This window comes from Pirellulales bacterium, from assembly GCA_035939775.1.
Taxonomy (GTDB): Bacteria; Planctomycetota; Planctomycetia; order Pirellulales; family DATAWG01; genus DASZFO01.
Genome location: DASZFO010000094.1, coordinates 1 through 20960, shown reverse-complemented (window position 1 = coordinate 20960; position 20960 = coordinate 1). Strand labels below are relative to the sequence as shown.

At 62.3% G+C, this 20960-nt stretch carries 19 protein-coding genes and 1 pseudogene; 12 read left to right on the top strand and 8 right to left on the bottom strand.

Features of this window, described 5'->3' with window-relative positions:
- The 7 genes from VGY55_05585 to VGY55_05555 all read left to right on the top strand — a co-directional run.
- Positions 1-1067 (top strand): molybdopterin oxidoreductase family protein (locus VGY55_05585; GenBank protein ID HEV2969444.1); only part of this gene is annotated, 1067 nt, incomplete at its 5' end.
- A 180-nt stretch (positions 1068-1247) separates the two neighbouring features.
- Complete coding sequence (locus VGY55_05580; GenBank protein HEV2969443.1) at positions 1248-2519, top strand: nitrate/nitrite transporter; 1272 nt, start codon at positions 1248-1250, stop codon at positions 2517-2519.
- Between the two features lie 31 nt (positions 2520-2550).
- On the top strand, positions 2551-3681 hold the full coding sequence (rlmN, locus tag VGY55_05575) for a 23S rRNA (adenine(2503)-C(2))-methyltransferase RlmN (GenBank protein HEV2969442.1): 1131 nt from the start codon (positions 2551-2553) through the stop codon (positions 3679-3681).
- A gap of 168 nt (positions 3682-3849) precedes the next feature.
- On the top strand, positions 3850-4083 hold the full coding sequence (locus tag VGY55_05570; GenBank protein HEV2969441.1) for a hypothetical protein: 234 nt from the start codon (positions 3850-3852) through the stop codon (positions 4081-4083).
- Between the two features lie 5 nt (positions 4084-4088).
- Positions 4089-4532, top strand: a complete 444-nt coding sequence (locus VGY55_05565) for an HNH endonuclease signature motif containing protein (protein HEV2969440.1) — start codon at positions 4089-4091, stop codon at positions 4530-4532.
- 164 nt (positions 4533-4696) lie between these two features.
- Complete coding sequence (locus VGY55_05560) at positions 4697-5320, top strand: hypothetical protein (protein ID HEV2969439.1); 624 nt, start codon at positions 4697-4699, stop codon at positions 5318-5320.
- A 124-nt stretch (positions 5321-5444) separates the two neighbouring features.
- Complete coding sequence (locus VGY55_05555; protein ID HEV2969438.1) at positions 5445-8003, top strand: ATP-dependent Clp protease ATP-binding subunit; 2559 nt, start codon at positions 5445-5447, stop codon at positions 8001-8003.
- A gap of 66 nt (positions 8004-8069) precedes the next feature.
- Here VGY55_05555 and VGY55_05550 read toward each other — a convergent pair.
- The 3 genes and pseudogenes from VGY55_05550 to VGY55_05540 all read right to left on the bottom strand — a co-directional run bounded on the left by VGY55_05550 (position 8070) and on the right by VGY55_05540 (position 9105).
- A pseudogene (locus VGY55_05550) lies at positions 8070-8414 on the bottom strand (HNH endonuclease signature motif containing protein).
- A 67-nt stretch (positions 8415-8481) separates the two neighbouring features.
- On the bottom strand, positions 8482-8763 hold the full coding sequence (locus VGY55_05545) for a hypothetical protein (GenBank protein HEV2969437.1): 282 nt from the start codon (positions 8761-8763) through the stop codon (positions 8482-8484).
- Between the two features lie 69 nt (positions 8764-8832).
- Positions 8833-9105 carry a hypothetical protein gene (locus VGY55_05540; GenBank protein HEV2969436.1) on the bottom strand — a complete coding sequence of 91 codons (273 nt, stop codon included), beginning with the start codon at positions 9103-9105 and terminating at the stop codon, positions 8833-8835.
- A 248-nt stretch (positions 9106-9353) separates the two neighbouring features.
- On the opposite strand from VGY55_05540, the gene VGY55_05535 reads away from it, so the two are divergent.
- The gene (locus VGY55_05535; protein HEV2969435.1) at positions 9354-10175 is read left to right on the top strand and encodes a 7-cyano-7-deazaguanine synthase; all 822 of its coding nucleotides are present in this window, start codon (positions 9354-9356) and stop codon (positions 10173-10175) included.
- A 9-nt stretch (positions 10176-10184) separates the two neighbouring features.
- Positions 10185-10586, top strand: coding sequence for a 6-carboxytetrahydropterin synthase (locus VGY55_05530; protein ID HEV2969434.1), 402 nt, complete (start codon positions 10185-10187; stop codon positions 10584-10586).
- A gap of 101 nt (positions 10587-10687) precedes the next feature.
- On the opposite strand, the gene VGY55_05525 is transcribed toward VGY55_05530, so the two are convergent.
- The 4 genes from VGY55_05525 to VGY55_05510 all read right to left on the bottom strand — a co-directional run bounded on the left by VGY55_05525 (position 10688) and on the right by VGY55_05510 (position 13965).
- Positions 10688-11767, bottom strand: a complete 1080-nt coding sequence (locus VGY55_05525) for a fatty acid desaturase (protein ID HEV2969433.1) — start codon at positions 11765-11767, stop codon at positions 10688-10690.
- A gap of 285 nt (positions 11768-12052) precedes the next feature.
- Positions 12053-12562 (bottom strand): DUF1569 domain-containing protein, encoded by a 510-nt coding sequence (locus tag VGY55_05520; GenBank protein HEV2969432.1) that lies wholly within the window; start codon positions 12560-12562, stop codon positions 12053-12055.
- 518 nt (positions 12563-13080) lie between these two features.
- Positions 13081-13545 (bottom strand): hypothetical protein, encoded by a 465-nt coding sequence (locus VGY55_05515; protein HEV2969431.1) that lies wholly within the window; start codon positions 13543-13545, stop codon positions 13081-13083.
- Between the two features lie 45 nt (positions 13546-13590).
- Positions 13591-13965, bottom strand: a complete 375-nt coding sequence (locus VGY55_05510) for a hypothetical protein (GenBank protein ID HEV2969430.1) — start codon at positions 13963-13965, stop codon at positions 13591-13593.
- Positions 13966-13996: 31 nt separating this feature from the next.
- Here VGY55_05510 and VGY55_05505 point away from each other — a divergent pair, with 31 nt between their 5' ends.
- From VGY55_05505 to VGY55_05495, 3 genes are read left to right on the top strand one after another with little or no spacing between them, the layout of a single operon-like run.
- Positions 13997-17077, top strand: coding sequence for a hypothetical protein (locus VGY55_05505; GenBank protein ID HEV2969429.1), 3081 nt, complete (start codon positions 13997-13999; stop codon positions 17075-17077).
- Positions 17074-19713, top strand: a complete 2640-nt coding sequence (locus tag VGY55_05500) for a DUF4350 domain-containing protein (GenBank protein ID HEV2969428.1) — start codon at positions 17074-17076, stop codon at positions 19711-19713. Before VGY55_05505 ends, VGY55_05500 begins: the two co-directional genes overlap by 4 nt.
- A 58-nt stretch (positions 19714-19771) precedes the next feature.
- Positions 19772-20773, top strand: coding sequence for a Gfo/Idh/MocA family oxidoreductase (locus VGY55_05495; protein HEV2969427.1), 1002 nt, complete (start codon positions 19772-19774; stop codon positions 20771-20773).
- Positions 20774-20842: 69 nt separating this feature from the next.
- Here VGY55_05495 and VGY55_05490 read toward each other — a convergent pair.
- Positions 20843-20960: IS4 family transposase (locus VGY55_05490; protein HEV2969426.1), on the bottom strand; the 118-nt coding region annotated here is incomplete at its 5' end.

Here is a 20960-nt window from a genome sequence, read left to right as displayed (position 1 = left end):
CGACGAATCTACTCGGCGGGCACGATTTCGCGAATCCCGCGCATCGGCAAAAGGTCGCCCGGCAGTTGGCGATCGATCCGGCCCGTATCCCCGATCGCAACGGCTGGGCCTACAACGAGATTCTGGAAGGGGTGCTGGCCGGCAAGATCAAGGCGCTGTGGGTCATCGCCACAAACCCGGCCCATTCGTGGATCAATCAAGGACAGTTATTCGATATCTTCGATCGGCTGGAGTTCCTGGTGGTGCAGGACATGTACCACACGACCGAAACGGCCGAGCGCGCCGACCTGGTGCTGCCCGCCGCGGCCTGGGGAGAAAAAGAAGGAACGTTCATCAATTCGGAACGACGGATCGGCGTGATTAAGAAAGTCGCGAAAGCGCCAGGGATGGCGCTTTCCGATTTTTCGATCTTCAAATTGATCGCCGAGTATTGGGGCTGCGGCCCGATGTTTTCCGAATGGGAAACGCCGGAGGCCGTGTTTCAGATTCTCAAGCGACTCTCGGTCGGCCAGCCGTGCGATTTCAGCGGCATCCTCGATTACCGGATGCTCGGCGAGCGCGCCGGCATTCAATGGCCCTATCCAGCGGGGGGCGCAGACCGCGAGCCCGAGCGGCGGCTGTTCGCCGATGGCCGGTTCCATCATGCCGACGGCCGGGCGCGATTCATTTTCGAGAATTCGCGACCGTTGCGCGAACCGCCGAATGCGAAATTCCCGTTCCAATTGTTGACCGGCCGCGGCAGCGCCGCCCAATGGCATACGCAAACGCGGACGGCGAAATCGGCCGTGCTGCGGAAGCTCTATCCGCAAAACCTCTACGTCGAGATCAATCCGGCCGACGCTAAGCGGTTGGGCGTTCGCCTGAACGAGTGGGTCCAAATCGAATCGCAGCGCGGCCGGATTCGAGCCAAGGCATTCGTTACCCCCACAGTGCAGCCGGGGCAAGTCTTTTTGCCCATGCACTACGAAACGGTGAACCAACTTACCGACGCCGTCTTCGACCCGTATTCAAAGCAGCCGGCGTACAAGTCCTGCGCCGTCCGAGTTCGGCCGGAGAGAATGGAATGACGAAGCTTGAACTCTCGCAAGCGCGAATCCGCAGCCGTAGGGTGCGTCAAGGCTCTGCGCAGACGCACCGCGCGTCACCACTGATCGGCAGCCGCGCCGGGTTCCGGTGCGTCCGCGCGGACTTGACGCATCCTACCAAAGTCACCCTAGGAAAAACCCATTAGAAAGAGCAACTTCCCCATGAATCTCCGCGACTTCCGCCGTGCCGGCCACCTGCCGACGTTGTTCAGCGCGTTCCTCTATTTCGACATCAGCTTCATGGTCTGGGTGCTGGTCGGCGCGCTGGGGAATTCCATCGCGGCCGACTTTCACTTGACGCCTGGGCAAAAAGGACTCGTTGTGGCAGTCCCGCTCTTGGGAGGCGCAGTGCTGCGCTTGCTCCTGGGGCTGATGACCGATCATTGGGGCGCGCGGCGGACTGCGATCATCGGCTTGGTGTTGACACTCGTGCCGCTGGCGCTCGGCTGGCTTTGGGCCGACAGCTTCTCGAAGCTCCTGTTGATCGGGCTGATGTTGGGCGTGGCGGGGGCAAGCTTTGCCGCCGCCTTGCCGCTAGCTAGCCGCTGGTATCCGCCCGAACATCAAGGGCTGGCGATGGGGATTGCCGGGGCGGGCAACAGCGGCACGGCCCTGGCCACCTTCTTTGGCCCGCGATTGGCCGAGCAGATCGGCTGGCACGCCGTCTTCGGACTGGCGTTGATTCCCATCGTGGTCACGCTCATCGTATTTTGCATCCTGGCGAAGGATAGCCCCAAGCAACCGGCGCCGCAGCCCCTTTCGCGCTACGCGGCGGTGCTCGCCAAACGCGACACGTGGTGGTTCTGTCTGTTCTACTCGATCACGTTCGGCGGCTTCGTCGGGCTGGCCAGCATCCTGAACATCTTCTTTCACGATCAATACGGCCTTTCCGCTCCGCAGGCCGGGCTGTACACGACGCTGTGCGTGATCTCGGGATCGTTCCTGCGGCCGGTCGGCGGCTATTTTTCCGATCGCTTCGGCGGACTGCGCGTCTTGACGGCGCTGTACCTCGGCGTCGGCCTGATGATGGTCGGGCTGGCAACGTCGCCGGCGCTCGGGCTCGGCGTTGGATTGATGTTCGTCACGATGGGGATGCTCGGGCTAGGCAACGGCGCCGTGTTCCAGTTGGTTCCGCAGCGGTTCTCGCAGGAGATCGGCGTCGTGACCGGGATCGTCGGCGCGGCCGGCGGGATCGGCGGATTCCTGCTGCCGAACCTGCTCGGTCAGATGAAGCAATGGACCTCGAGCTTCGGCGGCGGATTCATGGTCTTCTCGCTGATCGCCTTCGGCGGCGCGATCGTGCTCTCGTTCGTGAGCCAAGGCTGGCAACGCGCCTTTCTCGCCAAAGGTGGCCTGGCCGTCACGCCTGCTGGCTCGCCGGAAGCCGAGCCGCTCGAAATCGGCTTGGAACCGGCGACGTCCAACGCCGGCTAATCGACGCGGGCTTGGAAAGCCTTGCCGCGTCATGCACAATGCAATGGTGCCGCGTAGCTTGGACAAAGCCCGCGGCGGCACATGCATCGTTCAATCTCGGCAGGCAGCGCGTCCCTTGATCCACATTCTCGAGCCTGATTCGGCCGCCCTTTCCGCCTGGCTCGCCGAGCGCGGCGTGCCGACCTATCGTGCGGGGCAGATTCGCCGCTGGTTGTTCGAGCGGCGGGCGAACAGTTTCGACGACATGACCGATCTGCCGAAGGAGCTGCGCGGCCAGCTTGCCGCCGATTTCCGCATTTGGACTACCACGATTGCCCGCCATCATCGGGCGGCGGACGGCACCGAAAAGTTGCTTTTGGAATTGCACGATTCGCACCGCATCGAATGCGTGTTGCTCCGCGATGGCCCGCGGCGAACGATCTGCATCAGCTCGCAGGTAGGCTGCGCAATGGGATGCGTGTTCTGCGCGAGCGGTTTGGATGGCGTGGTGCGGAATCTCACGGCCGGCGAGATCGTTGAGCAGACGCTATTGCTGGCCCGGTTGTTGCCGCAGGAAGAGCGGCTCAGCCACATCGTGGTAATGGGAATGGGCGAGCCGCTGGCGAACCTCGATAGTCTGCTCTCTGCGCTGGGCGAGGCGACCAGCCCGACCGGCCTGGGCATCGGCCATCGCCGGATCACGATCTCGACGGTCGGCCTGCCGCCGGCGATTCGCCGCTTGGCGGAACTGGACAGCCGCTTTCAATTGGCGGTGTCGTTGCATGCACCGAACGATCATCTGCGCACGCAGCTTGTGCCGGTGAACAAGAACATCGGCCTCGAGGCGATCATCCAGGCGGCCGACCATTATTTCGAGATCTCGGGCCGGCGGCTGACTTTCGAGTATGTGCTCTTAGGTGGGATCAACGATCTGCCGCAACATGCCCACAAGTTGGCCAAGCTGCTTGAAGGCCGGTTGGCGCTCCTGAACGTCATCCCATACAACCCCGTCGCCGGCCTCCCTTACCATGCCCCGACCCGCGCGGCGCAGCAGCGGTTCCTCGAAATCCTCCGCGAAGGCGGGATTAACGTCCAAGTCCGCGAGCGCAAAGGAGACGAAATCAACGCCGCCTGCGGCCAACTGCGACGGTTGACGGCGCCGGAGGCAGTCTCGAAGGTTTAGTTATTGCTCGAATCGCCGCACCTAACTCCAAGCACGCCACGGCACCGCACCGATTGAATTGGCGTGCGCCGCGATTTGGCCGTATAATAACGTCGTGTGGAATAAGGCGATCTCTCGTTGCGTGGTCAATGGCGCGCCGCGACGATGGCTTGCCATTTGGAGGTTCTAATGAGTCTAGCCTACGACGAATTCGTCGATTTTCTCGCGGCTGGAACAACGCCTCAGAGTGTCGTTGACTTTCACCCTTCCGACGCGACTAAGGAGAAGGTGACGGACTTGATTCGTCGGCAAAAAATGGCATCACTTTCTGCGGAAGAGGAATCGGAACTCAAGCACTATCTTGAAGTCGAACATCTGATGCGTCTGGCAAAGGCGCGCGCGCGCCAGCGCCTCGCTGGCTAGCCGCTATGTCGGTCACCTATATCAGCGCCGAACTCCGGAGATTCGTTCGGACGCGAGCCGAAGGCATCTGCGAGTACTGCCTGATCGCGGAAGATGATACCTACTTTGGTTGCGCCGTCGATCATATCGTCAGTGAAAAGCATGATGGATTGACCGAGGCGGAGAACTTGGCCTTCGCGTGTGTCTTCTGCAATCAAGCGAAGGGAAGCGATATCGCGTCGATCTATCGGGACAGCGGCTCAGTTATCCGATTCTTCAACCCGCGCAATGACGTGTGGGCTGAGCACTTTGCCATCGTCGGCAACCGAATCGAGGGGATTTCGCCGATCGGCGACGTAACCGCTCGGATTCTGGCTTTTAACTCTTCGGATCGCATCGTGGAAAGGCAACTATTCTTGGATCTCCGTCGCTTTCCCAGTCCTTCAGCGACAAAGCGCATCCGACGGTAGCGACCCGAACGCCGCCGATTTAAACGCTGAAATTTACCTAACTCCAAGCCTGTCTTTCATTTGCCTTGATTCAGGGCGATTTGCGAGTTAGAATTCCGTGGCTCAAAATGCGCCCTGGGATGTGGTCGGCGGCGGACGGCGGTTGAACACGGAGGTTTCTCGCCATGCGGCGGTTGCGATGGGTTACGCTGGTCTGGCCGGGCTTGCCGCAATTGTGGTTTGCCGGGTCGTGGACGGGGCTGGCGATGGCCGCCGGTTTTGCCGCGCTTTTGAACCTGGCCTTGGTCTGCAGCCGACTTTGGACGGAGTTGTATAGCCCCGAGGTGCGAGCGCTGATTTGGCTGGCGACGGGGTTGCTTTGGATCGCCTGGGCGGCGGTTTCCGTGCGATGGGTTACTGGCTTGAAAGTGAGCGGGCCGTCAGCCGACGACGAGGACTTGTTTAACTCGGCCCGAAGCGAATACTTAAAGGGGAATTGGTTCGAGGCCGAATTGGCCCTCAACCGACTGCTGACCGGCAACGTGCTGGACGTGGAAGCGCGGCTAATGCTCGCCACGCTGCTGCGGCACACCGGGCGGCATCAGGAGGCGGGGGAACAATTGTCGCGGCTCAACCGCATGGATGGCGCGGAACGATGGACTTTAGAGATCGCCCGGCAACGAACTCGCTTGGCAGTTCAAATGCGAGAGGCTGCGGAGATGACGGTGGATTCTGAAGCATCGGACGGGATTACCGATGAACGGCCGGCCGACGAGGCCGAACAGGAGCGATTGTCGGAAGCCGCTTGAGCGAGGTGTTTGGAACTGTGTGCGTCGGAACATTTCACGGGTCTTGACGCCGCGCACACAATAGTAAGAACGCGATCATAAGAACGAGATGAACACGCGGGTTTAGCCCCGGGAGAATCGATCCATGTACGAGCGATTTACAGATCGGGCCAGAAAAGTGATGCAACTGGCCAATCAAGAAGCCCAGCGCTTCAACCACGAATATATCGGCACCGAGCACGTGCTGCTGGGTCTGATCAAGGAAGGGAGCGGCGTCGCTGCCAACGTGCTCAAGAACCTCGACATCGATCTGCGCAAGATTCGGCTCGAGGTCGAGAAGCTCGTCCAAAGCGGTCCCGATATGGTCACCATGGGCAAGCTCCCGCAAACGCCGCGAGCCAAGAAGGTGATCGAATACTCGATGGAAGAGGCCCGCAATCTGAACCACAACTACGTCGGCACCGAGCACATCCTGCTCGGCTTGCTGCGCGAGCAGGAAGGGGTCGCCGCGCAGGTGCTGATGAATCTCGGTCTAAAGCTCGAAGACGTCCGCGAGGAAGTGCTCAGCCTGTTGGGGCACGGCATCGAGGGGGGCGAAGCCACCGAGCGCGGCGGCGGCGAACGGAGCGGCGGGCAGGAAACGACCGGCAAAGCCGGCAAGTCGAAGACTCCGGCGCTCGATAGCTTCGGCCGTGATCTCACCGAATTAGCCCGCCAAGGAAAGCTCGATCCGGTCATTGGCCGCGAAAAGGAAATCGAGCGGGCCATTCAAATCCTTTGCCGCCGCACCAAGAACAATCCGGTCCTGCTGGGTGAAGCGGGAGTCGGCAAAACGGCCATCGTCGAGGGCTTTGCCCAGCGCGTCGTGGATGGCAACGTGCCCGAGCTGCTGTCCGACCGCCGCATCGTCGTGCTCGATCTGGCCATGATGGTCGCGGGCACGAAGTATCGTGGCCAGTTCGAGGAGCGGATCAAGGCCGTGATGAACGAAGTCCGCCGGGCGAAGAACACGATCCTTTTCATCGACGAGCTGCACACGCTCGTCGGCGCCGGCGGGGCGGAAGGAGCCATCGACGCCTCGAACGTCTTGAAGCCGGCCCTCGCCCGCGGCGAAATCCAGTGCATCGGCGCGACCACGCTCGACGAATACCGCAAGTATATCGAGAAGGATAGCGCGCTGGATCGCCGCTTCCAATTGATTATCGTCGAGCCTTCGACCAAGTCGGAAACGATCGAAATCCTCAAGGGACTTCGCGATCGCTACGAATCGCACCATCGCGTGCAAATCACCGACGACGCCCTCGAGGCGGCCGTCGAGCTGTCGAGCCGCTACATCACCGGCCGCTGCCTACCGGACAAGGCGATCGACGTGATCGACGAATCGGGCGCTCGAGTGCGGCTCAAGGCCATGACCAAGCCGCCGGACCTCAAGGAAATCGACGACGAAGTCGAGCGGCTGAATAAGGAAAAGGAAGAAGCGGTCGCCAATCAGGATTTCGAGAAGGCCGCCTCGCTCCGCGATTCGGCCGACAAGCTCAAGAAGAAGAAGCAAACGATCACGCGCGACTGGCGCGACAAATCGCGCGAGGCCGATGGCGTGGTGGACGAGGACGTGGTCGCCGAGGTCGTCTCGAAGATGACCGGCATCCCGCTCACCCGCATGAGCACCGAAGACAGCATGCGGCTGATGAAGATGGAAGATGAGCTGCACAAACGCGTCGTCAGCCAGCACGAGGCGATCAAGTCCGTCTCGAAGGCCGTCCGCCGCAGCCGCAGCGGACTGAAAGACCCCAAGCGGCCGACCGGCTGCTTCGTGTTCGCCGGGCCGACCGGCGTGGGCAAAACTTTGCTCGCCAAGGCGCTGGCCGAGTTCATGTTCGGCGATGCCGATGCGCTGATCCAGATCGACATGAGCGAATATATGGAAAAGCATAACGTAAGCCGCTTGATCGGCGCTCCGCCGGGCTACGTCGGCTTCGAGGAGGGGGGCCAGCTCACGGAGAAAATCCGCCGCCGGCCCTACGCGGTCGTGCTGCTCGACGAAATCGAGAAGGCCCATCCCGACGTGTTCAACATGCTCCTCCAGATCATGGAAGAGGGGCGGCTCACCGACAGCTTCGGCCGCAACGTCGATTTCCGCAACACGATCCTGATCATGACGACCAACGCCGGGGCCGAGGCGATCAAGAACGAAGCGGCCTTCGGCTTCCAAAAGCCCGACGACGACGCATCGTATGAGAGCATGAAGCAGCGCGTCAACGAGCGGATCGAAAAGGTGTTCCGTCCCGAGTTTCTCGGTCGCGTGGACGATGTGATCGTGTTCCACCACCTCACGGTCGAAGACCTGAAGGAAGTGATCGACATCGAGCTGGCGAAAGTCCGCGAACGCCTCGGCGAGCGTGGCCTGAAGCTCCAGCTCACCGACGAGGCCAAGAAGCACCTGATCAAGAAGGGCTCCGACGTCGATTTCGGCGCACGGCCGCTCCGCCGCGCGCTCGAAAACTTCGTCGAAGACCCACTCTCCGAGGAACTGCTCAAGGGCGAGTTCCAAGGGAAGAACCTGATCACCGTCGACGTGAAAGAAGTCGGCGGCAAGAAGCAGCTCATTTTCGTCGGCGTCGTCAGCGACGAGACGGAATCGGCCGCGACACCAGTCGGCGCGGGAGCGGGGACCGACGGCGGCACGGAAAACCAAGCCTCTTGACGCTGGATTTCGGATTTCTTCGCCCGAGAAGCGAGACGCGCAGGATCCGGCGCGCATCGCATTCGGTCACGGTGGAGGGAACACGCGCTCTCGAATCAGCGCCCGCCGCAGCGCAACCCGATACTCACGGTTGATCGCGAGGACATGAATGGTCACACGTCCGACCGGCGTCAGTCCGAGCAGCGCTGGTCCTTGCCATTGGAAATGATGTGTCCAAACATCGCGCCGTGGGTTGAACAAGGGAACCGCTTGCCGCGCGTCCGGATCGAAGCTGGCGATGTTGGGGCCTTTGTGGTGGTTGCAGGCGTAGCAGGCAAGCGCCAAATTGTTGGCGTCCGACGACCCTTGGTGTTGTCGAGCAATAATGTGATCGATCTCAAACGGGAGTGGGTCAAAAAGCTGCGGCACCTGGCAATACTCGCAGCATCCCTTGGCACGAGACTAGATCAATTCCTCAAGCGCCTTGTCCATGCCGCTACTAGGAATCGATATCGCGAGTTTTCTGTAGTGCTAAACGCGCCTTGGATTGCAAGATCGCCAGGTAGTGTCCAACGCGTTCGTAGTTGTCGATCGATAGCTGCTCTTCCGGCGTCAGCGTCCCGTGCCGCGCCTTCTCTGCCAGAACCTTCAGCCGATCTCGATCGTCCGCGCCGAAGCTGATCGCCAGGATCGACTTCGCGGCCTGTTCGCTCAGTCGAGGCTCGCCGGGCAACACGATGCGCTCGAAAATCGCCGTTTCACTGGTTGCGTCGGTAGCCATGCCAACGGGCCTCGTCAACAATAACCTGTCCGAAACTATTCTGCATCGGCCGCCCTCCGTGGTCAAGCACTACCGCCTGTGACTCTCCGGCGTGGTCCCCCGTCTTTCCTGCCAAGCTTTTTCACGGGCCTCGTCGAAAAAGCGGTCGAACTCTGCCTCGCTAACGTCGGTCGCGGCCGCGGCCTCGGCGAACGGGCCGCAGATTTCGTCGATCGACCGCGCCTTCGCGATCTTCTCCTCGACTGCTTGAAGGACAAACTTGCTCACATCCTGCCTGCTGCGCGCGGCATACTGCAGAATGGTGTCTTCCAACTCCGGTGGGAGATGAATGGTCATTGTCATCGCGCACCTCGCTTCCCAAGGAACTCTTTGTCCGTGACTATACCCATTTCATTCCGCAGATTCCTTTTTTATATGGTTGCCGCAGCCGAAGTCGTCTCTCCAAGTCTGCGTTAATCGGCGCAATCTGCGGATTTGTCTTTGTCCTGAATGTGCCCGAGAGCTCGTCGGCGGTTGTGCGTAGCCGCCGGACCCAATAAAATGCCGCGGACACGAGTATGCCCGCGAACTAAGGCACTTGGGGATGCGAAATGGCTGCTGCCACTACCGGCGCTGAGCGGTCTGAGATCGGAGTGCTTGCCAGTGGCGGGCTCGATAGCTGCATACTGCTGTCGCATCTGCTGGAGCGGGGGTACGGCGTGCGGCCGTTTTATGTTCGCTCCGGGCTGGTTTGGCAGGACGAGGAGTTGCGTTATCTGAAGCGGTACTTGCAGCGCGTCGGGACGGAGCGGCTGCGAGAATTGGTCCTCTTCGATTTGCCGCTGCGCGATCTGTACGACGGGCATTGGAGCGTCAGCGGCGACGGAGTTCCCGACGAATCCACGGCCGACGAAGCGGTTTTCCTGCCGGGCCGCAACCTGCTGCTTTCGGTCAAGGCCGCCCTGTGGTGCCAACTGCACGGAATCCAGCAGTTGTGCCTGGCGACGCTTAACTCCAATCCGTTTGCCGATGCCAGCGACGGGTTCTTCGACGCCTACCAAACCGCGCTCAATTGCGGGGTCACGACTACGAGCCTATCCGAGAACCGCCTGGGCGAAGGGGACAGTCCCCGTTTTGCTTCGCGGACTGCGCAAAAGGGGGACAGTCCTCGCGGTTCTTGGAAAGGCTCTAAGATCGAAATCCTCCGCCCCTTTGCAGAGATGAGCAAACGCGAAGTGATGCAACTTGGCCGCAACTATCCGCTGAACGACACGTTCTCGTGCATTGCCCCGATCAACTCCTTGCACTGCGGCCATTGCAACAAATGCGCCGAGCGCAAAGCCGCCTTCGCCGCGGCCGAGATGCCCGACTCGACCACGTATGCTGCATCATCCGTCGCTCCTCATCCCTCGCCCCTCGCCCCTCAACCCTAGTCCCTCCCCATGTTTCGCGTCAGCCGACAAATCGACTTCTGCTACGGCCATCGGTTGCTCAATTACGACGGCAAGTGCAAATACCTGCACGGTCACAACGGCCGGGCCATTATCACGATTGAGAAGGCCACGCTCGACGATCGCGGGATGGTGCTCGACTTCACCGAGATCAAGCAAGTGGTAAGCCGCTGGATCGACGAGAACCTCGATCACCGGATGATCCTGCACCGCGACGATCCGGCCGTGCCGGTGCTAAAAAAGCTCGGCGAGCCGATCTATCTGATCGACGTCAACCCGACGGCCGAAAACATCGCCCGTTTGATATTCGACTTTACGCTCAGCCAGGGATTTCCGGTCATCGACGCCAAGCTCTGGGAGACGCCCAACTGCTTCGCCAGCTATCGGGCGTGACGTAGAGGCTATGCGAGAACCGCCTGAAGAGACGGGGACAGTCCCCTATTTCTCCGCCGGCTCCGAAAAAGGGGACGGTCCCCGGCGGTTTTCGGATCGGCTCATGCCGGCTTCTGGTACGAGTGGACCTTGTGGACGACGTTCCAGGCCAGGCCCAGTTTTTCCATCGCGCAGATCGTCCAGTAGGTCATGTCCATTTCCCACCACTTGTGGCCGTGGCGGGCCATGCGCTGGAAGGCGTGGTGATTATTGTGCCAGCCTTCGCCGTAGGCCAGCAGGCCGACCCACCACAGATTCTTGCTATCGTCGGTCGTATCGTAGTTGCGGTAGCCCCAGATGTGCGTGGCCGAGTTGACGAACCAGGTGACGTGCCACACGTAGACCATCCGCAGGAACTGCCCCCAGAACACGAACGACCAGCCCGTGTACGCGTCCCAGCCGAAATAGCCGATCAGGAAAAGCATCCCGCCGAACGCGAATTGCCAGACCAGAAACGTCTTGTGCAGGAACCGCATGAAGGGATCCTTCACCAGATCGGGAGCGTATTTGTGAGTCAGCTCGTGGTGCCAGGCTTGGCCGAAGTATGGCGTGAACCAGAGCATGTGGGACCACCAGGGGCCGTCGTGCGGAGAATGCGGGTCTCCCTCCTTGTCGCTGAAGGCGTGGTGCTTCCGGTGGTTGGCGATCCAAGTGATGGCCGAGCCCTGGCCGGATAGCCCGCCGACGAATGCGATGAACCAGCGGATCGGGCGATAGGTTTGAAAGCTGCCGTGGGTCAGCAGACGATGGTAGCCGAGGCAGACCCCGATGCCGCCGGTGAACCAGCCGAGCACAAGCAACAGCGCGAGCGCCTTCCAAGTGAAAAAGAAGACCGCGCCGATTGCCGCGATATGGACGAGGCTCATGAAGATCACGACCGGCCAATCGAGCCCATTCTGCCAACGGCTTTTGGCCGGCTCGTGCTCGGTAGCGTCCGCATGATTGGCAGCGCCCGAGTGATCGGCGTCGATCGTGGCGTCGTAGGCGACCGGTGAGCTGGTGGGCTCGAGCAGGGCCGAATGCTTCGTGGCAACGCCGTAGGGAACGGTCTCCGTGGCGTTCCGGAATCCAGGAGGAAGCAGCGCGGAAGCGGAGTCCGCGGCAAAGCCGCTAGCATTGTTCGGGGCCAGTTGAGTCGCCATATCCGTTCGCTCCCTAAACGTTCGTTTCCGGGGTGGTTTCCATCGAATGTGCGGCATTCCACCGTTCGCCCGTCCCCTTGGAATGCTGTCGTCAAAATTCTAGAAACTTATCCAGAACGAAGTGTCATCTATGCGCACGGAGCGAGTAAAAGATATGTAAAAACTGGCTGACAATGGCGGCCAAACCGGTCCACCGGTAGCGGAATTCCCCAGAATTCCGGGGGCAAGATGGCGTGCAGCGGGACTAAATTCTTGGCGAATTCAGCTACGAATCCGCGCGGCGCGCTATTCCGACGGAATGAAGAAGCTCAGGTGCAGCTCCGCGTGGCTAAGCTGAAGTCGATCGGATTCCCGCTGAGTCAGGCGCCCCAGGAAGGGGCTCGGCGCGCGGTCGGGCGACGCTTTCAATCGGGCCGCTGCGGTGCGAAACTTCTTGAGCCCTTCCTCGGTCGATATTGAGGGAGGCGGCACGAGGTTCTTGGCAGCGTCAGGCGGGAGACTATAGCCGGGCCGCATCTTCTTCAGCACCTGCTTCTTGAAAAGTGGACCCATCAGGCGGATGAACAGCGGCGGACGAATACTCGATCCATCGACGGCCATGTCCATCGCTGCAGCGAGATGGCCGAGCGCCTGCCCGAGCGTCCAATTCCCCAGCACCTTGACGTTCCTGGCAGCGGCCAACCGCTCAGCCTCGGCCAACATCTCGTCGAGCGTGGCAAAGTGCAACTCGCGCCGGCCTTCGACCTTTGACGTGTTCACTGCCGCCATTGCAGGGGCGGATGCGATTGCGCTCATGGCATTCTCGACAGGATTGACTGGACTCAGAGGCTGGTAACGACCTGCGTCAAAGATACCACTCGGCCGAGCTGCCAACAATAAGTGCTCCCTAAATCGGGTGGAACTGCGCCGGGTATTTTTTGCAAAAACTGCTTGCGATTTTCCGCGGGGAGGTGTAGAAAAAACTTCAATCGGGGAATCTCCTGATTGATTCGAGCGAATGACGGGCCAGCGGCGTTGTTCAACGATCTCGCTGAGACTCTGAGCGACGACCGCCGAGGATTCAATCCACTGCCGATTTGGTTCGGGCAAGAACCAGCGGCCGTTTTCGGGCGACGCATGGCCTGAGCGTAATAGGAGGCGGTTATGGTCAGGAAGAAGCTGGGGTTTCGTGCGCTGGCGGCGATCGCCGCCTTCGGGATGTTGCTCGTGATTCCCGCCGGTGTCTGGGCTCAGACCGGCGGTTCGCCCGTGGCGACGACTTCGGCCGTTGTGCCCACAACTTGCCCGGCGCTGCAAACACTTTGCCCGCAAGTTCAGACCACCTGCCCTCCGACGTTGACGACGTGCGCGGCGAAGCTCACCGTTTGCCCGCCGGCGCCGACGACCTGTCCGCCGTTCGTCACTAAGTGTACACCGCGCGATACGATTTGCCCGCCGTCGGCTACGACCTGCCCGCCGACGTTGACGAAATGCACGCCTAAGGACACGTTTTGCCCACCTTCGGCGACAACCTGCCCGCCGTTCCCGACGGCCTGCACGACAACGGCCGTAACGGTCTGCCCGCCATCGCTGACGAAGTGCCCGGCTGTGCAAACCCGGTGTCCGCCTGCGGCGACAACTTGCCCGTCGATACCGACGGCTTGCACGCCAGGGGCGGCGCCGACGACGTGTCCGGCGGCGACGCCTACGACCTGCCCAGTTGTACAAACGCATTGTCCCGCGACGACCACCACATGCCCGCCAGAGCCGACGGCATGCTCTGCGGTCGCGGCAGCCACGGTTTGCCCGGCTGCGACTCCGACAACCTGCCCGGTCGTCCAAACTCAATGCCCGGCTGCGGCCACAACCTGCCCGCCATCGGTGACCAAATGCACGACGAAGGAGACGATTTGCCCGGCAGTGGCCACGCAGTGTCCGCCCGCGCTGACGACATGCACTTCTGTGCAGACGCGGTGCCCGGCCGTTGCCACGAGTTGCCCGCCGACGTTCACCAACTGTGTGACGATTCCGACGATTTGCCCAGCCGTACAGACGCAATGCCCGCCGATGCTGACCACCTGCACCAATATTACGACATTCTGCCCGGTGGCGGGAACGACCTGCGTCCCCCCGCCGAATCCAGGGCCTGGCGGCGGCACGTCGACGAGCGCCGCGCGGCCGTCACTGGCGCAGTTTGCGATGGCCAATTGGTAGACCACGCCCAGGCGATTTCCAGTCGTTGGGTGTTTTTTGCCGACGCATAAGGGCGGCCGAATCTCGGCCGCCCTTTTTTCCGCGCAGATCGAGATGCCCGGACGCGAGGACCTGGCCGTGGGGAAAGGGGAGACCAAAGCCGAACGACTCCAGACTCGGCCAGCGGAGCAGCGAATTCGCGCAACAGTCGGGATTGTTGCGCCGGTCGCCGGGTTGGTCGGGGCTTGGATTGCCGCCGGCTCGGTCGGGCTGATTGGCCATCCATTGCGGCACGCGCTCGCTTGGCTGGTGATGGCGGCCGTGGTCGTTTCCGCGTGGCCGTGCGAGTGGCGTCCTTGGCGGCGAACGGCCGTTTGGATCGCGGGCATTATCGCGGCAATTGGCATGACGGCTTCGAGCCTGGTCGTCGTCAACATAATGGCCATGTCGCTGCTGCTGGCGGCCGTGGCCATGGCTCGGCCGGAGGCGGATCGCCCGCTGCGCGCCGCGGCATCCGCGGCGGCGATTCTCGGGCTGTACCGTCTCGCGCTCACCTCGATCCCGCCACTGTGGCTTGCGGCCGATCGCGCCGGCGGCGCGATTGGCGAGATTGCCGGACGGATCACGGGCCAGCCACTCAACGTCGGCGCGACTTTCGGAGGACTCGACTTCCTCGTCGGGATGGTTGCTCTCTATGCGATTTGGTTGATCGAGATGCCTCGGCCGCGATGGCGTTTGGCCGCCAGGGGCGCGGCGGGCATCGCGATCGCGCAGTTGTGTTATCTGATCATCCTCAGCGAGGCGCCGAATCTCGTGGACGCTCTGACTGCACCGGCAGCGCCAGCCGCCGTCGCTGGCACGGTCCCCGCGGAGAAAGTCGCCACCCTGAGCCCGACCGAGTGGATTCGCCGGTGGGCGTCGGAGGTCGCCCCGTGGAAGGAACTGCTGCCCTGGAATCTGCCGGCCCTCGCGGCCCTGCTTCAGGCCGGTGTTGCCGCGGCGATGCTCGATCGGTTGCGGGCGTCACGCGCGGCGGGCGTGCTCGTTGAGAACGAACGCTCGCGACAACGCCGCTCGCAACTGCTCACGCCGACGGCCGCGGCGCTCGCGGCGCTTGTTCCGGCAGTCATCGTGCTCGCGCCCTATCGCGCGACGCTCGAAGGAAGAAAGATCGTCGCGTTCGAGAAGGGGCTGCTCAATTGGGACAAGCCGGTCCACGGGCAATACGGTCGGCTGATGATCGGGATGTACGGGTTGTTCGGCCCATTTGTCGAAAGCCTCGGCGGCAGCTTCCAGCGGTCGGCCGATCTCTCGGAACAGGACCTGAAGGGAAGCGATCTGCTGGTCTTGTTTTATCCCACGCGCGAGATGAACGAAGATCAACTGAAGCGCGTTCAAGACTATGTAACGCGCGGCGGCAAGCTCCTCTTGATGTGCGATCACACGGGGCGCGAGCCGGTGCACGAAGGAGACCCATTCCAGCTCCGAGACAGCCGCTTCAACGATCTGCTCAAGCCGACTTCGATCCGCGTGGCGTTCGACGCGGCCGAGTTCACCGTCGGCGGCTGGCTGGAGTCGTACGAGGCGCTGGCCCATCCGACAACGCTGGGGATTCCCGACCATCGCAATGTATTTGGCGTGGTGATCGGCGCATCGCTCGAGATCGGTTGGCCTGCCCAGCCTTTGCTCATCGGCCGCTGGGGCTATTCCGACATCGGCGACGAGGGGACGGGCCCCGCCATGCTCGGCAATCAGCGCTACGACCCCGGCGAAAAGCTGGGCGACCTGGTGCTCGCCGCCGAGCAGCCTTGGGGCGAGGGGCGCGTGCTGGTGTTCGGCGACACCTCGACGCTCAACAACGGAATCGTGATTGGGTCGCATCCGTTCGCCGCGCGGCTGTTGGCTTATATGGCCGGAAATGGCAAGACTTCATGGGCTCCCCTGCGCGAGGCAGCCGGCGGGATTCTCGCGGCGCTCTTGATCGTGTTGCTCTGCTGGCGGCCAAGCGCGCTGCGAGCGGCGGCCGTAGCCGCGGCGCTATCCGCGTCGTTGGCGATCTGCGTCGCGATGACTGCCGCGGCGACCGAATTGCTGCCCGGCAAGCCAGCGGGGGGCGATAGCGTGCCGAAAGAGACTGATAAGAGCGCCGCCGCGGCAACCAGCTCCGCCGGACAGCCGCTTCCGGTCACGAACGATCTGGCGTATATCGACTACGCCCATCTCGGATCGTTCAGCGAAGAAATCACGCGGCCGGAGGGAATCTTCGGTTTCGAATACGCCTTGATGCGTGACGGTTATCTCGTGCTGACGCTCTACGACGTGACTTACGAGCGACTGAGCAAGGCCGGGTTGTTTGCCACGATCGGGCCGCAGCGACCGTTCACCGGCGCTGAGCGGCAAGCGATCCGGCGGTTTGTCGAAGAGGGAGGCATTTTCATCTTGATGGCCGGCTACGACCGCTCGGCGGCCAGCGGCGCTTTGCTCGACGATTTCGGATTCAAGATTGGCGCGATTCCCCCGAATCTGCCCAAGGGAACCGAGCCAGCGCCGATGGGGCATTTCAAGGGTCCGTATTACGAGGTGTCTGGCGATTATCAGTCGTTCGTTCGCTTTCATGCGGCGTGGCCGATCAGTTGCAATGATCCCGAGGCCAAGGCGATTGCCGCGGGCTTCGCCGACCGCCCGTTCGACCCGGCCGCCGGCGGATTTCGGCTCGAGGGCAAAACCGAGTTGCCGGTGATCATCGTTCGCAACGTCAAGAAGGGAAAGGCCGTCGTCATCGGCGATACGGAATTCGCCGCGAACAAGAACCTCGAAAACGAGGATGGTAGTCCGATCGAGGGCTTGCGCGAGAACGCCGATTTCTGGCGGTGGTTCATCCCGCAGCTCCGCGGTACGACCCCGTGGTATCCGCCGAAGTCGCAACCGCAAACGACACCGGCGGCGACTCCGCCAACCGGCGCGGTGCCCGCCGCTGCGATCCCCGAGTTGCCGGCGGCGCTTCCGCCGGTCCCGGAAGCGAAAGACAAGAAGCAAGACGACGCCGAGAAGCAGAAGGGCGAGAAGCCCGACAACACCGAGACGCCAAAGAGCGAGAAGTCAAACAGGGAGAAGCCGAAGAGCGAGACGAAGCCATGAAGCGCGCCTGGATCGGGGTGGCGCTGTTGGCCACCTCCTGGTTGTTCGGACTGAACTATTATCATCAAGCCGACTGGCTTTGCTGGGCCGCGTTGGTCGTCGTCGGCGCGGCGCTCTTAAGCGGCGTTGTCGAGCGCTGGTCGGGCCGGGTCGAGTCGGCGATCGCGCTAGCGCTCGTGCTGTCGGCCATCTGGCTCGCGCCGTGGCCGTATCGCGCCGCGCCGCTATTGATCGCGATTGGCTTGCTCCCGGCGGCGGTCGGCGTTTCACACCGCCTGACGCGATCGACTGGCCCGGGAGCGGCGGTCGCTGGATCGATCTTGCTCGCGCAATCGCTGGGCCTAATGCTTTACGAGCATTTCACCGCGCGTTCGCATGAATTGCCCGCCGTATTGACCGACGCGCTCACCGGCGTTTCCCATTTGCTGGGGATCGAGTCGGCCGTGGACGAGAATAACATCGTGCTGCACACGATGCGGAAGGTGCACCGCCTGGGCGCGACTTGGGAACTGCTCTTCGACCCGGCGACGTTTTGCTTCTTGATCGGCGGCATGACGCTGGTGGCGATTCGCGCGTGGTCGATCGCCGCGCCGGATCGCTGGCTGCGCGAGTTGACGGTTGCGGCGGGAAAGTTGTGCCTGGTAGTGCTCGCATGGCTGCCGCTGCGGGCCGGATTGTTCATGGCCCTTTTTCTTCATCGGGCATTGCGAACCGAGTTCGATTCGCCGCTGGATTTGATGGGGCAGTTCTGGAATCCGTGCGTAAATCTGCTGTTCTTGAGCGGGCCGGCGTTTTTGGCTTGTCGGTTCCTGCGGATGGCTGGCGGCGGCAAAGCCGTTGCAAGCGCCGGCGGACACGCCATGCCAGCGCCGACCTGGCGGCGTGCGGCGGCTGCTCTCGCCGCGGCTGCGGCAGTCGCGCTCTTCGTCGCCGGCCAATTCTGGGACCCGCCCGGCGCGCGGAAGACGGGACGAGTCGCCGTCGATGAGCGCCATTCCAACTGGGAGCGCACCGATCGAGCGATGGACACGGAGTGGTACGGCCAGATGTCGGCCTACAACTACTACTGCATCTACGATTACCTGTCGCGGTTTTACGAAATGTCGCGAGTCACGGCCCCGCTCGACGATGCGACGCTCGACCGCTTGGACGTGCTGATCGTCAAGACGCCGACCTCGCGCTACGAACCGCAGGAGATCGCCGCCATCGTGCGGTTCGTCGAGCGCGGCGGCGGGCTGATGCTCATCGGCGAGCACACCGACGTTTTCCACACAGGCGAATACCTCAACGAGATCTCGCGCAACTTCGGATTCAGCTTTCGCTACGATTGCCTGTTCGGGATCGATTCGCCGTTTGACGAGTTGTATGTCCGGCCGCTCATCGCGCATCCGATCGCTCAGCGGATGCCGCCGCTCGATTTCGAGATTTCCTGCTCGCTCGATCCGGGCACGAGCAGCGGCGAGGTGGTGATGTCGGCCACCGGGCTTTGGAATCTTCCGCCCGACTACTTTGCCACCAACTACTATCCGCAGGTCTTCGCGCCGAATTCGCAGCAGGTCGATGCGCGCCCCGACGCTCGCTACGGGGCTTGGATCCAGACTTGGGCGACGCGGCACGGGCAAGGGCGCGTCGTGGCGTTCACCGATTCGACGCAGTTCTCCAATTTCAGCACATTCGAGCCGGGCAAGCCCGAAGTGATGTTGGGGATGGTCGAGTGGCTCAATCGCAGCGGCGGCCCGCGCTGGGTGAATCCGCTCTTCGATGCCGGCGCGGCACTGCTGGCGCTGTTGGCCCTGGGACTCGCCCGCCGCTGGGACGGCGCTTGGCTGGTGCTGACGGCCGCGGGCATTGCCGGGTGGTGCGCTGCCGTCGTGGAAATTCGCGCGGCGCATGAGGCCGAGTTGCCGATGCCTGACCGCGCTCGGCCGATGACCGAGGTGACGATGGATCGCACGGCGAGCGCCGCCCCGCTGCCCAAAGGGGGCTTCATCGCGGGCCGCGACGACGGTTTCGGCATCTTCGAGCGGAATATCCTGCGGCTCGGCTATTTCATCCATCGGCAAGGCGCGGGCGAAGCGCCCGGCGGAAATCTGCTCGTCGTCTTGCATCCCGATCAAGACGTACCTTCCTCGTACCGCGACGCGGTAACGAATTACGTGCGGTCGGGCGGAAAGCTGCTCGTAATCGATTCGCCGCAGAATGTGAAATCCACCGCCAATAGCCTGCTCTTCCCGTTTGGGTTGGCCGTCGACCACGCCACGAACTACGCCGGCACGCTGGCCGCCAAGGATGGCTGGCCGGCCGTTCCGATCAGCTCGGCTTGCAAAATCACAGGCGGCGAGCCGCTGCTCTCCTTCGACGGCGCGCCGCCGGGCGCCGATAAACCGCCCGTGGTCGCCGCCGTCGCAAAGCTCGGCCAGGGGACCGCGACCGTTGTCGGATTCGGCTCGCGCTTCACGGATTTCAACATGGGCGTCACAGGCGAACTGGAGCCGGACCCGGAACTTCGCAAAGTCTACGAGGTCGAATACCGGCTCTTGCGCCGGATCATCGACGCGGTTGCTCAACCTTCGGCGGAGCGATCCGAATCAGGAAAGAGCGTTCCGGCGGAAACAAAGGAACGCGGCGGGGATTAATGGGCCAGAAATGAACGGGAATGGACGCAAATCGTCGGCTCCCGTAAAATAATGCGCCATGACAAAAATCCGATTCGGCGTATTAAGCACGGCCAAGATCGCCGTCGACAAGGTGATTCCGGCCATGCAGAAGGGGCGGCTCACCGAGGTCGTGGCGATTGCCTCAAGGTCGGCCGATCGGGCGAGCGCTGCGGCCCAGCGGCTGGGCATCGCGCGGTCGTATGGCTCGTACGCCGAATTGCTCGCCGACCCTGCGGTCGATGCGGTCTACAATCCACTCCCGAACGACCTGCACGTCCCATGGTCGATCAAGGCGCTCGAGGCTGGCAAGCACGTGCTGTGCGAGAAGCCGATTGCGCTTTCCGCCGCGCAGGCTCATGAGCTGGTTGCGGCCGGCCGGCGACATCCCCGGCAGAAGTTGATGGAAGCCTTCATGTATCGCCACCATCCCCAATGGAAGCTGGCGAAGCAATCGGTCGACACGGGCAAGATCGGCACGCTGCGGACCATCCAGACGTTCTTCTCACACTATACGGACGACCCTGCAAACATCCGCCACGATCCGACGATGGGGGGCGGCTGCCTGATGGACGTCGGCTGCTATGCCGTCTCGCTCTCGCGGTGGCTGTTCGAGGCTCAGCCACGGCGCGTGCTCGGCATCGTTGAATACGACCCACGATTCAAAGTCGATCGACTCGCCTCGGCGATCCTCGATTTCGGCCACGGCACCGCCACCTTCACCTGCTCGACGCAGACCGCTCCGCTGCAACAGGTGCATATCATCGGCACCGAGGGGCGGATCGATCTTTGCGAAGTGCCGTTCAATGCGCCGAACGATCGCCCTTGCGTCGTGCGCTATTCTCAAGGGACCGAGTTCCACGCCATCAATTGCGAGATTTGCGATCAATACACGATCCAAGGCGATTCATTCGCCGAGGCGATCTTAAACGACGCGCCCGTTCCCACGCCGATCGAAGATGCCGTGCGGAATATGGAAGTGATCGAGGCGATCGTCGCGTCCGGAAAGACGAACTCCTGGACGGCGCCGGCGAGCCAATGATGAAAGGCTGGCGGCGCCGGCGGTTGGGTGCCATGCCCACGGCTTTGCGCTCATCGTTACCCGCAATATTCATGGTCCGCGGGGGAGTCGGTAGCCTATGACCAAGTCAGTGAGCCGACGCCAGCCACGCCAGAGAGTTTTTACACCGGGTTGACCATCATGACGACGGCCGAGAAATCCTCCCAGT